Source organism: Streptomyces bugieae (genome assembly GCF_036352915.1).
In the GTDB taxonomy this organism is placed as follows: Bacteria; Actinomycetota; Actinomycetes; order Streptomycetales; family Streptomycetaceae; genus Streptomyces; species Streptomyces endophytica.
Map to the genome: position 1 here is coordinate 55,758 of NZ_JAZBJP010000012.1, position 14,452 is coordinate 70,209.

General features: G+C 71.8%; 13 protein-coding genes. 9 read left to right on the forward strand and 4 right to left on the reverse strand.

The window, feature by feature from the left end; all coding sequences use genetic code 11:
* Window positions 1-185: 185 nt before the first annotated feature.
* Window positions 186-767, reverse strand: a complete 582-nt coding sequence (locus tag V2J85_RS20405) for a Uma2 family endonuclease (protein WP_261955897.1) — start codon at window positions 765-767, stop codon at window positions 186-188.
* 109 nt (window positions 768-876) lie between these two features.
* On the opposite strand from V2J85_RS20405, the gene V2J85_RS20410 reads away from it, so the two are divergent.
* Complete coding sequence (locus V2J85_RS20410) at window positions 877-1,407, forward strand: hypothetical protein (RefSeq protein WP_330822394.1); 531 nt, start codon at window positions 877-879, stop codon at window positions 1,405-1,407.
* A 249-nt stretch (window positions 1,408-1,656) separates the two neighbouring features.
* Here V2J85_RS20410 and glpK read toward each other — a convergent pair whose 3' ends face one another.
* The gene (gene glpK / locus V2J85_RS20415; RefSeq protein ID WP_261955895.1) at window positions 1,657-3,171 is read right to left on the reverse strand and encodes a glycerol kinase GlpK; all 1,515 of its coding nucleotides are present in this window, start codon (window positions 3,169-3,171) and stop codon (window positions 1,657-1,659) included.
* Between the two features lie 37 nt (window positions 3,172-3,208).
* Window positions 3,209-3,976: an IclR family transcriptional regulator gene (locus tag V2J85_RS20420; protein ID WP_261955894.1), complete on the reverse strand. Its 768-nt coding sequence runs from the start codon at window positions 3,974-3,976 to the stop codon at window positions 3,209-3,211.
* 163 nt (window positions 3,977-4,139) lie between these two features.
* Here V2J85_RS20420 and V2J85_RS20425 point away from each other — a divergent pair, with 163 nt between their 5' ends.
* Together V2J85_RS20425 and V2J85_RS20430 are read left to right on the forward strand one after the other, a co-directional pair.
* A complete protein-coding gene (locus V2J85_RS20425; RefSeq protein WP_261955893.1) occupies window positions 4,140-4,550 on the forward strand; it encodes an ATP-binding protein in 411 nt (136 codons plus the stop codon).
* 205 nt (window positions 4,551-4,755) lie between these two features.
* Entirely contained in the window at window positions 4,756-5,736 is a 981-nt protein-coding gene (locus V2J85_RS20430) for an alpha/beta fold hydrolase (protein ID WP_330822395.1), read from the forward strand.
* Between the two features lie 14 nt (window positions 5,737-5,750).
* Here the strand turns inward: V2J85_RS20430 and V2J85_RS20435 are convergent, their stop codons facing one another.
* Complete coding sequence (locus V2J85_RS20435) at window positions 5,751-6,500, reverse strand: PIG-L deacetylase family protein (protein ID WP_261955891.1); 750 nt, start codon at window positions 6,498-6,500, stop codon at window positions 5,751-5,753.
* 397 nt (window positions 6,501-6,897) lie between these two features.
* Here V2J85_RS20435 and V2J85_RS20440 point away from each other — a divergent pair, with 397 nt between their 5' ends.
* The 6 genes from V2J85_RS20440 (at window position 6,898) to V2J85_RS20465 (ending at window position 14,404) form a co-directional block, all read left to right on the forward strand.
* Window positions 6,898-7,650, forward strand: a complete 753-nt coding sequence (locus tag V2J85_RS20440) for a GntR family transcriptional regulator (protein WP_261955890.1) — start codon at window positions 6,898-6,900, stop codon at window positions 7,648-7,650.
* 541 nt (window positions 7,651-8,191) lie between these two features.
* Complete coding sequence (locus V2J85_RS20445) at window positions 8,192-9,910, forward strand: APC family permease (RefSeq protein WP_261955889.1); 1,719 nt, start codon at window positions 8,192-8,194, stop codon at window positions 9,908-9,910.
* A 263-nt stretch (window positions 9,911-10,173) separates the two neighbouring features.
* Window positions 10,174-10,353 carry an SPOR domain-containing protein gene (locus V2J85_RS20450; RefSeq protein WP_261955888.1) on the forward strand — a complete coding sequence of 60 codons (180 nt, stop codon included), beginning with the start codon at window positions 10,174-10,176 and terminating at the stop codon, window positions 10,351-10,353.
* A gap of 50 nt (window positions 10,354-10,403) precedes the next feature.
* Entirely contained in the window at window positions 10,404-10,829 is a 426-nt protein-coding gene (locus V2J85_RS20455) for a (deoxy)nucleoside triphosphate pyrophosphohydrolase (protein WP_330822396.1), read from the forward strand.
* A 266-nt stretch (window positions 10,830-11,095) separates the two neighbouring features.
* On the forward strand, window positions 11,096-11,557 hold the full coding sequence (locus V2J85_RS20460; protein ID WP_261957451.1) for an ATP-binding protein: 462 nt from the start codon (window positions 11,096-11,098) through the stop codon (window positions 11,555-11,557).
* Between the two features lie 171 nt (window positions 11,558-11,728).
* A complete protein-coding gene (locus tag V2J85_RS20465) occupies window positions 11,729-14,404 on the forward strand; it encodes a SpoIIE family protein phosphatase (protein WP_261957450.1) in 2,676 nt (891 codons plus the stop codon).
* The last annotated feature ends 48 nt before the right edge of the window (window positions 14,405-14,452 follow it).

Consider the following 14,452-nt stretch of genomic DNA (forward strand, 5'->3'; position numbering starts at 1 on the left):
CTGGATCGGACCCTACGACGGGGCGTTCCCGCAGGTCATAGCGCAGCCTCCGACATTCCGCTTCAACGTGTAGTCGCCTCGTCACTGCATGTTAGCCAGTTTCGTCAAACGCGCGGGTCAGAAGGGGCCGGACTCTGGCGAGTCCGACCCCTTCTGCATTCCCGTGCTGACCTCGTGCTGACTTTTCAGCTGCTTCGGGGCGGCGTGAGCTTGTCCAGGTCCAGGCTGACCTCGAAGGGCACCGGGCGCTGGAGGGTGCCCCGGAAGATCCCGGCGGGCGCGTAGGCGCCGGTGGGTTCGTCGAGCTCGTAGACGTGGACGACGGGTGCCCCGTCCTCGTCCTCGATGCACCAGTAGTGCGGGATGCCGGCCTCCGCGTACTTGCGGAGCTTTACTGTGCGATCGCGATGGGCGGACTCGGGTGACACCGCCTCCACGACGAGTTTCACGTCCTCCGGGGCGTACCAGGTGCGGTCGGGGTCATAGGGCAGGTTCGTCAGCAAGAGGTCCGGCTCAGGGCGGTTGCGGGCATCGAGGCGGATCGTCATCTCGCGCTCGACCTCGAAGCCGGCGGGCGCCTGCGCCATGAGCGTGGTGGTCAGGGCGGTGACGAGGCGGCCATGCCAGGACCGCTGGGGCGACATCATGAAGACGAGGGCTCCGTCGATCAACTCGGTGTGGCGGGGCGCCTCGGGGAGGCGGTCGAGGTCCTCCGCGAACCAGCCTTCCGCGCGCGGCGGGCGCATCCAGTCGGGCAGTGCGGTCATGGCTTCACGGTAGCGGCCCGCAGCTCAGGCCGGAGTGCCAACGATTTCGGCCGGATGTTTTTCGGCAACCTTTCCGCGCCATATCCGGCCACCCGCCTAGCAACCGGTCATGAGCGACTCATCCGTCCAGATCGCCACTGTGGTCATCTCCGTGGCGGCTCTCGTCTTCTCAACGACGGCGGCGTTCTGGGCCCTCGTCTACAACCGGCGCCAGGCGAGAGCAGTTGCCCAAGCCAATGCCCTCACAGAGAAGGCGCAACGCGAGCAGGCGGAGCCGTACGTCATCGTCGACATCCGGCCTCGTATCCCTGGGTCATCGCTGCTCGTGCTGGTGATTGAAACGTTCGGCCGCGTGGACCCGCTCATCTACACGGTGGATCTTGAAGCCCTCCGGGACAGTGCCCTAGAGACCGACTCGGTGGAGTGGAGTACCCATCAGATCGCGAAACATCTCAAGAGGAGCGCAGACGCGCAGGAGGAGCCGTCCCGCTCCGTCGAAGCGCTGAGCATTGAGGTCCGGAAGCGGCTGGGACGGCAGAGCTCGGAGCGGACCTCGGGTGTGGAGGCCCCCGAGTTGGCAGAACCCGCCCTCCTTGAGATCCCCATGAGACCGCTGAGAGATGACGGCGATCTCGAGTAAAGGGCAGCGGCATAATCCCGTGCTGATTCTGTGCTGACTTGAGCCTGCTGTAGGTACGTTTTCGCAGGTGAGAGCGTCGTTACGTACGTTCCGCTGCAACGTCTAGCGCCTGCCACGGCATCGACGTAGCGGTGCCCAAAGTGCGCAGGTCCAGCGGGGCCGGTTCCCTCCGGGGTCCGGCCCCGTTCGCGTGCCGATCGCCGGATCCGGGCCGTCCGCCGGTGGTCGGTTCGGCCGCGGGGCGGGGCGTCAGGGCGGGGGTGGTGGGGCGATCCAGCCGAGGGAGCGCTCGACCGCGCGCTTCCAGTCCGCGTACTCCGCCTGCCGCCGCTCGGGGGCCATGTCCGGCAGCCACTGTGCGGCCCGGTGCCAATTGCGGCGCAGGACCTCCAGGTCGGGCCAGTAGCCGGCGGCGAGCCCGGCGGCGTAGGCGGCGCCCAGGGAGACCGTTTCCACGGCCATGGGGCGCACCACGGGCACGTCGAGCACATCGGCCAGGAACTGCATGAGCAGGTTGTCCGACGTCATCCCGCCGTCCACCTTGAGCACCTTCAGGGCGAGCGAGGAGTCGGCGTTCATGGCGTCGACCACCTCCCGGGTCTGCCAGCCGGTGGCCTCCAGCACCGCCCGGGCCAGGTGCCCCTTGGTGATGTACGAGGTGAGGCCGACGATGACCCCGCGGGCGTCGCTGCGCCAGTGCGGTGCGTACAGGCCGGAGAACGCCGGGACGATGTAGCAGCCGCCGTTGTTCTCGACGGTGCGCGCGAGGGTCTCGATCTCGGGGGCGCTGCTGATCAGCCCCAGCCGGTCGCGGAACCACTGGACCAGCGCGCCGGTGACGGCGATCGGGCCTTCGAGCGCGTAGACCGCGGGCTGGTCCTCGATCTTGTAGGCGACGGTGGTGAGCAGTCCGTGCCGGGACCGTACGAGGTCGGTGCCGGTGTTGAGCAGCAGGAAGCTGCCGGTCCCGTAGGTGCACTTCGCCTCGCCCGGAGCGAAGCAGGTCTGTCCGAACAGCGCCGCCTGCTGGTCACCCAGCGCCGCGGAGATGCGGACGCCCGGGATGACGGAACGGGCGGTCCCGTAGGTCTCGGCCGAGGGGCGGATCTCCGGGAGCATCGACCGGGGGACCTCGAAGAACTCCAGCAGCTCCTCGTCCCAGTCGAGGGTGCTGATGTTCATGAGCATGGTGCGGCTGGCGTTGGTGACGTCGGTGATGTGTATGCCGCCGGCCGGCCCGCCGGTGAGGTTCCAGATCAGCCAGCTCTCCATCGTGCCGAACAGCACCTCGCCGTCCTCGGCGCGTTGCCGCAGCCCGTCGACGTGGTCGAACAGCCAGCGGATCCGGGGGGCCGAGAAGTACGTGGAAGGGGCCAGGCAGCAGCGCCGGAGGAAGAACTCGTCCCCGGGCCGGCTCCTGAGATCCTCGACCAGCGAACCCGTACGGGTGTCCTGCCAGACGATCGCCCTGCCCAGCGGGACGCCGGTACGCGGGTCCCACAGCACGGTCGTCTCGCGCTGGTTGGCGATGCCGACGGCGGCGACCTCATCGGGGCCGACATCGGCGTGGGAGAGCGCCTGCGGCACCACGCGCTGCAGGGTGTGCCAGATCTCGACCGCGTCGTGCTCGACCCACCCGGGCCGGGGGAAGTGCTGCTGGTGCTCCCGCTGGACGACCGACACCAGCCGCCCCTGGTGGTCGAAGAGGATGCATCGGGTGGAGGTGGTGCCCTGATCGATGGACATCACATACCGCTCAACCATGATCAGCCTTCCGTTGCGGGGCATGAGGCGGCGGGACTCACCAGCGGGCGGCCCCCAGATCCCTGGAGATCGCCTGGGCGGCGTGGCGGACCTGGCTGACCAGGGCCGACTGTGGGACCCCTTTGGAGTCACAGATCCGCTCGACCGTGCCGGAGGCACCGATGGCGCCCACCACGAGGCCACCGTGGCCCCGGATCGGCGCGGCGACGCCGGCGTCGCCCATGACCATCTCCTGCACTTCGGCGGCCCACCCGAGCTCCCGGACCTCGTTGAGCGCCCGGGTCAGGTGCCCCGGGTCGACCAGGGTGTGGCGGGTGTACGCCTCCAGCCCGGCCTCCACGGCCGGCTCCAGGGGCACACTGCCGAACGCCAGCAGCACCTTGCCGAGCGAGGAGGCGTGCAGGGGCAGCAGGGCGCCCACATCCAGCGTCTGCAGGGTGTCGTCGGGGCGGAAGACGTGGTGGACGATGAGCACCTTGCCCTCCAGGGGCGCGCCCAGGCGGACCGCCTCCCCGCTGCGGGCGGCCAGGGCGTCGGCCCAGTTGATGGAGCGGGACCGCAGCTCGTTCACGTCGAGGTAGCTGGTGCCCAGGTGCAGCAGCGCCGCCCCGAGCTGGTACTTCCCGGTCGCGGGGTCCTGCTCGACGAAGTCGATGTTCTGCAGGGTGCGCAGGATGCCGTGGGTGGTGCCCTTCGCCAGCCCGAGCGACACGGCCACCTCACCCAGCCCGAGCCGACGGGGCCCACTGGCGAGCAGACGCAGGATTGCCGCCGCCCGTTCGATCGACTGGACCGGGCCGGCCATGAGGCCATCGTAGTCCCGCGGTCGGCATCTGCCGGGGGAGAGGGCCCTGCGCGGGCGAGCGTTCGGTAATGCCGACCGGTGTTCATTGACCGCCTCCACCGTGCCTCATAGCGTCCCTCTCAAGCCCGGCGTTCCAGCCGGTAGAGGCCTCGGAGGAGGCGGCATGGCGGCACAGCTTGACGCGGCGGTTCGGGAAACGTCCGAACATGTCTTTCCGCTGCCGCACATCCCCGAGTCCGTTTCGGTCGTTCGCCGGCGGGCGCGTGCGGTCCTGGCCGACTGGAACCTGGCACCGGACCTCGCCGAGGACGCGCTCCTGGTGATCTCGGAGCTCATCACCAACGCCGTCGTCCACGCCCTGCCGCCGGCGGTGCTGCGGCTGTCGCGGGTCGCCGGCGGGCGCAACGGCCTGCGGGTCGAGGTGACCGACGCCGGGGCCGGCCGGCCGGCCGCCGAGCCCTGCCCGGGCGAGCACGGACGCGGGCTCGGCATCGTCACCGCCCTGGCGGCCGAGTGCGGCACACGGGTCCACCCGGGCGGCATCACATGGTGGGCGGAGCTCCGCGCCGCGTGAACCGTCAGTTCTGACCGGGCCGGGGCGGCGCACGCACGAGGGCGGCCGTCTCGGCAGTCCGTACCGCGGCGTCCCGGCGCCGGGACGAGGGCGGGCGGCAGCGCGCCGGGTGGAGGGGGATGATCCATTCTCTCCCGGAAAGGGGCCCCGGCGCATCGACTTCGCGGATGATCTTGAACGCGTTCGGCGGCCCTAGCGTGGACGCATGACACGAAGCGCGGGGAATACGGGCCGGGACCTGGTGTGCGAGGCCGGCGACGGGGTGGAGCTGGCGGTGCGGGACCACGGCGGGGCCGGGACGGCGGTGCTGTTGCTGCACGGGGCCGGACGGACGCTCCTGGACTGGGAACGGGCGGCGCCGCTGCTGGCCGCCGGGCACCGGGTGCTGGCGATGGACCTGCGGGGGCACGGGCGGTCGGGGGACGGCGCGGTGCCGTGGACGTTCGGGACGGCCGTCGAGGACGTACGGGCCGTGCTGGCGGGGTGCGGGATACCGCGGGCCGTGGTGGTCGGGCACTCCCTGGGCGGGATGGTGGCCGTGCGGTGCCTGGAGGCCCTGGCGGACCTCGTGCCCGCGGCGGTGAACCTCGACGGGCACGGAATGGGACGGCCGGAGCAGTACGCCGGGCTGGACCCGGAGTGGGTGCGGGAACGGCTCGCCGAGGCACGGCAGTTCGCCGAGGAGGCGGGCGGACGACCCTTCGGCACCGAGGCGTTGGCGGGCGTGATCGGCTATCAGACCGGTATGGCCGCCGAGTTGGGGATTCCCGCCGACGTGATGGAGGCGGGCGTGCGGCGGGCGCTGGCGGAGACCGGGGACGGGCGGCTCTTCCTGCGGCCCGGGCGGCAACAGGCCGGGGAACTGCAGGAGGCGATGGCCGGGATCGACCTGTTCGGCCGGTACCGGACCGTTTCCCGGCCGCTGCTGATCGCCCGGGCACTGCGCCCCAACCCGCCGGTGCCGGGCGTGCCGTCGTGGTTCGACGACCTGATGGCGGCCTATACGGAGGGCCTGCGGCACGATCTGGCGGAACTGGCCCGGACACAGCCGCACGTCACCGTCGCCGGGGTGGACGCGACCCATGCGATGGTGCTGGAACGGCCGCAGGAGATCGCGGAGTTGGTGACCACGTTCGTGGCCGTGGAGGTGAACGGGAGCTCGGGGCCCGGGACTCGGGATTCCTGACCGTACGGTGGGGCCTAGCGCGGGAACAGCTCGAACAGGGTCGCCGGCCGGCCCCGGTGGCGTTCCCCGCCGGTGCGGAGGGTCTGTTCGATGAAGGCGCGGGCGTAGGACTGCGCGTCCTGCCCGTGACCGCGCAGGCCGTTGATGTACGTACCGTGCGCCGCCAGGGAGGCCACCGCGCGGTCGATGCCGGGGCCGACCTCGGCGGCGTGGGTGGGGTACGGCGAGCCCGCCACGGCCACCCAGCGGACGCCGTTCCAGGGGGCGAGGCCGAGGGCGTCGGCGAGCTCCGGGAAGATCCAGCGGTTGCCGGCGTCGCCCGCCGCGTCCAGGACCGCCCGGCCGACCACCCGGTGGTCCGGGGTGTTCCAGTGCCCCCCGGCCCAGGTGTCGTGGTGGTTGAGGGTGATCAGGAGCTCCGGGCGGTGGCGGCGGATGGCCGCGGAGAGGTCGCGGCGCAGCGCCGTTCCGCCCTCGACCGTGCCGTCCCGGTGGTGGTCGAGGAATTCCACGGTGTGGACGCCGACGAGCGCGGCGCCGGCCCGCTGTTCGGTCTCCCGCACCCGGGCGCACTCCTCGGGGGCCAACCCGTCGATACCAGCCTCGCCACGGGTGACCAGGAGGTAGCTGACCTCGCGCCCGGCGGCGGTCCATTCGGCGATGGCCGCCGCGGCGCCGTATTCGAGGTCGTCGGGGTGGGCGGCGACGGCGAGGGCCCGCTGCCACTCCTTGGGCATGGGGGAGAGGTGGGACTCGGCGGGCATGGGCGCCTTCCTTCCTGCTCCGGGGTGGTCGTTTCCGTTCCGGGGTGGTCCGGTCCGCTCCGGGATGGTCCGGCACGGTCGCTTTTCGGTCGCTTTTCGGGGCGGTCGTCCGGCCGTCCCGTCGGGGCGTCGTCGGGCCGCCTGTTTGCCGTGGTCGTCATCGTGCCTGCCCCGTGGGTGGGGCATGTGGACGATCGTGACATGACGAGGTGGCGCGTGCGGGTGTGACGCCGGAGGTGGGCGAGGCGGAAGATGCGCACGGCCGGTGCCGGCGCGGACGGCCCCCAGGTGGCTGAGCTGGGTTTCATCACAACAGGTGAATATCTGGCCCGAGGTTGCGGTCGACCACGCGCGGTTGCCACGCTGTTGCTGACTGTCAAGCTGTTGGGAGGGGCACGTGCCTTTCGGTGAGCAGCCCGCGTACCTACGCGTCGCCGGCGACCTGCGCCAGAAGATCGTCGACGGGGTGCTGCCGCCGCACACCCGCCTCCCCTCCCAGGCCCGGATCCGCGAGGAGTACGGCGTCTCGGACACCGTCGCCCTGGAGGCCCGCAAGGTCCTGATGGCGGAGGGGCTCGTCGAGGGCCGCTCGGGGTCGGGGACGTACGTACGGGAGCAGCCCGTGCCGCGGCGTATCGCGCGGGTCGGGTTCCATGCGGTGGGTGGATGCACGCCCTTCCGGCAGGAGCAGACGGACGAGCGGGTGCGCGGCACCTGGGAGTCCAGCAGCGAGCAGGAGGCGGCCAGTTCGGCGGTCGCCGGCCGGCTGCGGATCCCGCCGGGCGGCAGGGTCATGCGGACCCGCTATCTCTTCCGCGCGGAGGGCGAGCCGGCGATGCTCTCGACCTCCTGGGAGCCGCTGGAGGTGACCGGCCGGACTCCGGTGATGCTGCCCGAGGAGGGGCCGCTGGCCGGGCGCGGCGTCGTCGAGCGGATGGCGGCCATCGACGTCGTGGTGGACAACGTCATCGAGGAGGTCGGTGCGCGCCCCGCGCTGGCCGAGGAGGCCATGGCGCTGGGCGGGGTCCCGGGCCATGCGGTGCTGGTGATCTCGCGGACGTACTTCGCGGGCGGCCGCCCGGTCGAGACGGCCGACATCATCACGCTCGCGGACCGCTACCGGGTCGCGTACCACCTGCCGGTGAAGTAGGCGGCGGGGCGGGCGCTCGGTCGGTCGCCGGCCTCTGCCCGGTAGAGCGGCCTTGCCCCTAGGGCGGGGGCGAACGGATCCCGTAGGGGTTGCGTGCGCCCCCTGTGGGCCGACAACGGGGCGGGGGGAGGAGGTATTCCCGAGGAGGCGGTCTTCCCGAGGGACGGCACCCCGCGAGGGACGGCACCCCGCGACGGGCGGCACCCCCGAGGGCGGCCCGAGGGACGGCCTTCCCGTGGGCTGGCCTTCCCGTGGGCCGGTGTTCCCGAGGGGACGGTCTTCTCGCGTGCGTCCCGCGTGCGTCTCGCGTGCGGGACCGAGGCTGCGTCCCGTGCGGGATCCGTAGTTACTTTCGGCCTCAAGTCCGTTGTCCGATTCGTCCAGAAATTGGCCTAAATGTTGGCCGGATCTTGGTGTTGCAAACCTCACAGACCCTCAACTGGGTGGCTGTTTTGGCCGAGTGCGGGAATCCGATCTTCGGATTCGCTCTTACGATGGCGAAGTTTGTGCACGGCACGGGGGAAGACCAGGAGACCAGCACGTGAGCACGACGAAAAACCCGGGTGCGGAGCAGGGTTCGCACTCGCATTACCGTCGGTCCCTCGGGACCATCGCCCTGACCGCCACGGGTCTCGGGTCCATCATCGGTTCCGGCTGGCTCTTCGGGGCCGAGCGGGCCGCCGCCATCGCGGGACCGGCCGCGATCCTCGCCTGGATCATCGGCGCGCTGGTCGCACTCACCATCGCCCTGACCTACTCCGAGCTCGGCGCGATGTTCCCGAAGGCCGGCGGCATGGTCCGTTACGGCCAGTACTCGCACGGCTCGCTCGCCGGCTACCTCGCCGCGTGGGCCAACTGGATCGCCATCGTTTCGGTCATCCCCGGCGAGGCCACCGCCTCCGTCCAGTACATGAGCTCGTGGGACTTCGGCTGGGCGCAGGCGCTCTACGACGGCAAGGAGCTGACCGGCTCCGGCGTCGGGCTCGCCAGCATCCTGCTGATCTTCTACTTCTTCCTCAACTGGTTCGCGATCTCGCTGTTCGCGAAGACCAACACCGCGATCACGGTCTTCAAGGTCGTCGTCCCGGTGCTGACCGCCAGCGCCCTGATGCTGGCGCACTTCGACACCAGCAACATCGCGCACCACGGGGGCTTCACCCCCAACGGCTGGAGCTCGGTCTTCACCGCCGTCGCGGTCTCCGGCATCGTCTGGGCCTACAACGGCTTCCAGTCCCCGCTGAACCTCGCCGCCGAGGCCCGCAACCCCGGCAAGTCGCTGCCCAAGGCCGTGGTCTCGTCGATCATCATCGCGCTGGTCATCTACGTGGCGCTGCAGGTCGCGTTCCTGATGGCGGTCCCCGGCGACAAGCTGGGCGCCAGCGGCGGCTGGGCCGGCCTCGGCTTCAACTCGCCGCTCGCCGACCTGGCCGTGGCCTGGGGCCTGAACTGGCTCGCGCTGCTGCTCTACGCGGACGCCTTCGTCTCGCCGTCCGGCACCGGCATGATCTACGCCGCCACCACCTCGCGCATGATCCAGGGCGTGCAGGAGAACGGCCACCTGCCCGGCGTCTTCGGCAGGGTGGACAAGAAGACCGGTGTGCCGCGCCCGGCGCTGCTGCTCAACCTCGTGATCGCGTTCCTCTTCCTCGCGGTCTTCCGCGGCTGGGGCTCGCTGGCCGAGATCGTCTCGGTCGCCACGGTCATCTCGTACATCACCGGCCCGGTCGCCGTGATGTCGCTGCGCCGGCTGTCGCCGGACCTCAAGCGCCCGGTCAAGCTGCGCGCCATGCCGGTCATCGCCCCGATCGCGATGATCTTCGGCTCGCTGGTCCTCTACTGGGGCCGCTGGCCGCTGACCGGCAAGGTCATCCTGATCATGGCCGTCGGCCTGCCCGTCTGGGCCTGGTACGAGATCGGCAAGCCGCTCACCCAGGGCCGCAAGCCGTGGGCCGCGCTGCTCCCGCACCTGAAGGCCGGTGCCTGGATGGTGGCGTACCTGCTGGTCATGGCCGCCGTGTCCTACCTGGGCGGCAAGGACTTCGGCGGCAAGGGCTACCTGCCGGAGGGCTGGGACATCCTCCTGGTCGCCGTGATCGCGCTCGCCTTCTACTACTGGGGCGTGCGCAGCTCCTGGCGCAACCCGTCCCTGGTGACGGTCGAGGACGAGCTCGCCGCCGAGGAGAGCCGTGCGGCGGACGAGACCGGAGAGGCCGACGGGACGGGAGCGGCCGAGGGGACCAAGGCGCCCGTGGGGGCGTAAGGGATCCCGCCCCTCGGGGTGGCCCGCGCCGGGTCGCCCCCTTCCCCACCACACGTGCCCGAGTCGTTCGGGCCACACCGGCCACTCGCAGGCCGCCTCCGGTACGCCGGGGCCCGCGGGTGGCCGGTTCGGTATCTCTTTGTGTAATTCCATATCCGGTGCGTAAAGGTCGGGCGTACGCTCGGGCATATGCGGATTGCGATTTCGGCATCAGCACACGAGGGGCGCGTCACGGCGCGCTGTCCGGCGGACGGAGGGGCGCAATGACCGACAACGGGGCCGTGCTGCCCTGGCTCGTCATCCGCCAGGACGAAGGCGGCAACCGGTATCGCGTGGGCCGTTATGCCACCCGAGCGGAGGCGGAGCGGGTGGCCGAACGGCTCGATACCCGGGGCAACCAGCGGCTTTACGTGGTCGAGAAGGTCGATCGCGCGGCGACCTGAGGGACGCCGCGCAGAAGCGGGACGAGGACGGGGGACGTAGGCTGCCGCGCATGACGACGGTGCACGTAGTGGTGGGCGGAGCGGTGTGCGAAGGCGGGCGGCTGCTGGCCGCCCGGCGCAGCGCACCGCCCGCGCTGGCCGGCCGCTGGGAGCTGCCCGGCGGCAAGGTCGAGGACGGCGAGACGCCCGAGCGGGCGCTGGAGCGCGAGCTGCGCGAGGAGCTCGGCGTCGAGACCGAGATCGGGGACCGCATCCCGGGAGAGTGGGTGCTGCGGCCCGGCTACGTCCTCCAGGTGTGGACGGCGCGGCTGGTGTCCGGGGTGCCGCGGCCGCTCGAGGATCACGACGAGCTGCGCTGGCTGCGGCCCGGGGAGGAAGAGCAGGTCGACTGGCTGGACCAGGACCGGCCGGCGGTCGCCGAGGCGATGCGACGGCTGGCCGCCACGGCTGCCGGGGTGCCGGGCGTACGCCGCTGAGCGCGGACCGGGGCCCCGCCGCACGCCGCCGAGCGGGCCCCTGAGGGCGCGCGGTCGGCCGTCCGCCGCCCGGCACGCCCGGCGTGGCGCGGCCCTTCTGCCGCGCACGCGTGCCCGCCCACCAGGCCTCTCTCACGTCACTGCAGACATATGCGCCATTTGCTCCACGGTGCACGGTTGCGGGCGATACTTCACCCTCGATATCGGGTATGTCCTGATTGAGCCCTTGAATGCGGGTACTCCGACGGGGATGCCTCGGCTGGGATGTGATCGGCGTGAGCGACAGCGCAGCGGAAGGCTCCCCGGCACCCGGCACCGACCACGTCCGCAAGCGCGGCAGGGCCACCGGCTCACCGATCGCCGAATGGAGCTTCCCGGCCGACCCGGGGGCCGTGCGCACCGCCCGCACCGTCGTCCGCCGGGTGCTCAACGACTGGGGCCTGAACGGCGCCGCCGACGTGGCCGTACTTCTCGTCAGCGAGCTCGTCACCAACTCCCTGCGTCATGCCACCGGACCGATCGGGGTGCGCATGGTCCTGCTGAGCGCCGGCGAGCTCCTCGTCGAGGTCTCCGATCCGCTGCCCGACCCGCCGCAGGAGCGCACCGCCGCCCCCGACGACGAGGGGGGACGCGGATTGCAGCTGGTCGCCTGCAGTTCGCGGCGCTGGGGGACCCGTCGCGGAAAGAGTGGCAAGACAGTGTGGTTCGAGCTGTCGGTGGCTGGTTAGGAGACAGGTGGGGTCCTGATCGTTGCCATTTCATCGACATTTTGTCGATGGCCTGCGATCGAGACTGTGCTGTGATCGTGAAGACCGTGTTCCGGATAGCCGCGGTGTTGGATACTCAGGCTGGTCCGGTCCGGGCACGATGAGCTGGAGGGGACGGGGCTCGTGAGCGAGATGTCATCTGGCGGGGCAGAACCCGCACAGGCCGATGGTCGGGGCGGTGTGGACGGCCCCGGCGACCCAGGTGCCCGTCCGCACGCGCGCGAACCGCAGGGCCCGCCCGTCTGGCAGAGCAGCCGCCCCGGATCGATCTACGACTACATCCGGGTGGCCTCCTTCTCCCTCGGACCCGACGGACGCATCGACCAGTGGAGCGAGCGCGCCGAGCAGATGCTCGGCATCCCCGCCCGCTACGCCCTCGGCAAGGACCCCGTAGCGGCCTTCGTACCCAGCGAGTTGCGGGAAACCGGGCGCCGCAAGGTCTCCGAGATCCTCGACGGCCGGGAGTGGACCGGCCTGGTGCCCTACCGCCGGAACGAGGACGGACCGGCCGACGGGCTCGCCGAGATCTACGTCATGCCCTCCCGCAACGAGGAGGGCGAACGCGCCGCGGTCTGCGTCGTCGTCGACGTCCGGGCGCTGCGCGGTATCGAGACCGACCTCGCCGCCTCGCAGGCCGTTTTCGGTCAATCTCCCATGGGCTTCACCCTGTTCGGCACGGACCTGAAGCTGCTGCGCGTCAACGAGCGCTTCGCCACGGTCTTCGGCGGCCCGGCGAGCAAGTACCGCGGCTGCACCCCGTACGACTTCCTGCCCCGCCCCGAGGCCGAGCGGATGACCGTCGCCCTGCGCCGCGTCCTGGACACCGGCGAACCGGTCACCGAAATGCAACTGGTCGGCGCGGTACCCGGCGAGGACGAGCGCCGCCGCTGGTCGATCTCGCTCTACCGGCTGCACGGCGCCAGCGGCCGCCCCATCGGCGTCGCCGCGCTCGCCGCCGACGTCACCGGCCGGCGCCGGGCCGAGCGCGAGGCCGCCAACGCCCGCCGCAACCTCGCCCTGCTGAACGAGGCCGGCGCCCGGATAGGCAACTCCCTCGACCTGGAGACCACCGCCCGCACCCTCCTCGACGTCGCCGTCCCCCAGTTCTGCGACCTGGCCTCCGTGGACCTCTACCAGGGCCTGCTCTCCGGCGACGAGGCACCGCCCGGCACCAGCGACGGCAGCGCCGAGCTCCGCCGGGTCGCCTTCGCCAGCGCCGTCTCCGACGCCCCGCTCGCCGGGGGCCCCTGCTGCGAGTCACAGGACGCACCGGGCCCGGTCGCGGTCGGCGCCGTCCACCGCTACCCGTTCAACTCCCCCTGCGCCGGCGCCCTGCGCACCGCCCGGGCCCAGATCATCCCCGGCCGGGAGAGCGACGACGGGCCGGGGATGGGCGCCGTGGTGCACTCCACCCTCGCCGTCCCGATGGTCGCCCGGGACACCGTCGTCGGGCTGGTGCAGTTCTCCCGCACCAAGGGCAGCGAACCGTTCGGCGAACGCGACACCGCACTCGCCGTCGAACTCGCCGCGCGCGCCGCGGTCTGCATCGACAACGCCCGCCTCTACCGCCGCGAACACGAACGCGCCCTGATATTGCAGCGCAGCCTGCTGCCGCCGGGCGACCCGGAGGCGGCCGGCCTCGACATCGCCTGCCGCTACCTCCCCGGCACCACCGCCACCGAGGTCGGCGGCGACTGGTTCGACGTCATCGAACTCCCCGGCCACCGCACGGCGTTGGTCGTCGGCGACGTCATGGGCCGCGGACTGCGCGCCGCCGTGGCCATGGGCGAACTCCGCACCGCCGTGCGGACGCTGGCCCTGCTCGACCTGGAACCGGCCGAGGTGCTCTCCGCGCTGGACGAGATCGCCCGCGGGCTCGGCGGCGGCGGCGACGGCCGCGCCAAGGGCCGGGGTGCGCGCGGCCGTTCGGGCACCGCCGCCTCCGCCCCGGAGCCGAGGCGCTCCGCCCGTACCGCCGACCTCTCCGAGGTCTACCTCGCCACCTGCGTCTACGCCGTCTACGACCCGGTCACCCGGCGCGCCACGTTCGCCAACGCCGGACATCTGCCGCCCGTGCTCGTCGAGGAGGGCGAGGACGCGCTGCTGCTCGACGTACCGCCGGGGATGCCGCTGGGGGTGGGCGGCGAACCGTTCGAGGAGATCGAGGTCGAACTGCCGGACGGGGCGCTGCTCGCGCTGTACACCGACGGCCTGGTCGAGTCCCGCGAACACCCGCTGGACGAGGGGCTGCAGGCGTTCCGCCGGGCGCTGTCGGGCGCCGACCGCCCGCTGGAGGACGCCTGCGACCACGTGCTCAGCGCCCTGGACACCTCGCACGGCGAGGACGACATCGCGCTGCTGATGGCGCGGGTGCACGGGCTGCCCAAGGACGCGGTGGGCGACTGGAGCCTCGCGCCGGAGGCCCGCTCGGTGGCCCGGGCCCGCGAACTGGCCCGCGACCAGCTGACCGACTGGGGCCTGCAGGACCTGGTCGACACGACGGAACTGCTGGTCAGCGAGTTGGTGACCAATGCGCTGCGGCACGGCCACGGCGAGATCCGGCTCCGGCTGCTGCTGGACCGCACGCTGGTGTGCGAGGTCTGGGACGCCGACCTCGCCCAGCCGCGCCGCCGCCGCGCCCGCGACACCGACGAGGGCGGCCGCGGGCTGCAGCTCGTCGGCCTGCTGAGCGAGGGCTGGGGCAGCCGCCGCACCCCGCGCGGCAAGACGGTCTGGTTCGAACTCGCCCTCCCCGACGGCGAATCCACGGCGATCGACCCGACGGAGGCGTTGCTGAGCCTCTTCTGAGGGGCGTACGCACCCGGGGGCCGGGCGGGGGTACGTTGACCGCTACCC